Genomic DNA, 984 nt, shown 5'->3' with positions numbered 1-984 from the left:
CAAAGAATTATGGAAAGCCGTCCTATTGTTCACTTCAATTCGAACCTGATTTATTGAAAGATTGATGTATCTGAACAATATAAGCGGAAAATCAAAGAGGACCAGGAGCGAAAAGAACGAGAGAGAAACGCCAGAAAGGAATTTATGCCTGATAAAGTTTCGAGGGATAAAGTTACTCAGGAGGAAGACCCTTACACAATAAGCTTTGAAAAGTTGATTTTGGAACTTAAAAATCCCGAACAGACTTTTGGAACGAAATTGGGCAGAACAGAGTTGATCGGATGTTTCTTTGAACCGAAAGTGGCCAAAGCACTTATGAAAGACCAGAAGGCAAAAGGACGAGGGTGGAAATCCCATTTGGTTAATGAGTTGGTCAAAAAGTATTACCAAGATAAGGGTAAGTTATAAAGAGTGGCCGACTAGGCTGCTCTTTCTTTTGATTTCATTTATCGGAATGCTTGTATGAAGATATATGAGCAAATTAAATATGCTTTGACCTACCAACACCCACCTCATTTTGTTTTAGGTGAACAAGTTAGAAAGAGCTATCAGGAGCATAAGGAAGCGTGAAAGCCTGTTCCTTTCCAGAAGGCTAAAAAAGATGATAAATGACTAAATATAGACGAAAACCGCCCTTTTTTAGGCCCTTTATTACTAATAGAGAATATAATGCCGGGATTCTTAAGCGGTAAATGCGGTGAAGTTGTTCAATAGCCACTGGAATAGAGATGACCGCATGTTGACCTTATAGGCCGTCAAATAGATTAAGGGTGAAAGGTAAAACAGAACGGGGATAAGCCGATAGCCCCCTCCGTCATCGTCCATCCCCTCTGGGACAAGTGACAGAAAACAGGAACAAATTATGATGGCGTTCCCCACTCAACAAAAACAAGTGAAATTGTTCCGAAAGACCTGTGATTAAAATCCCTCTCATTTCCAACCGAACACCTATCATGCCCCTTGGATCACTGATTTCATCAAGTT

General features: G+C 40.1%; 1 protein-coding gene. It reads left to right on the top strand.

All coding sequences use genetic code 11. The features are described from left to right. Window positions 1-144 precede the first annotated feature (144 nt). Window positions 145-408 carry a hypothetical protein gene (locus tag N9I19_RS24920; RefSeq protein WP_317779359.1) on the top strand — a complete coding sequence of 88 codons (264 nt, stop codon included), beginning with the start codon at window positions 145-147 and terminating at the stop codon, window positions 406-408. Window positions 409-984: the final 576 nt, after the last annotated feature.

It is taken from the genome of Peribacillus sp. CSMR9, assembly GCF_033141925.1.
In the GTDB taxonomy this organism is placed as follows: domain Bacteria; phylum Bacillota; class Bacilli; order Bacillales; family DSM-1321; genus Peribacillus; species Peribacillus simplex_A.
The sequence above is the reverse complement of the archived record's forward strand: the minus strand, read 5'-3'. Positions and strand labels throughout refer to the sequence as shown.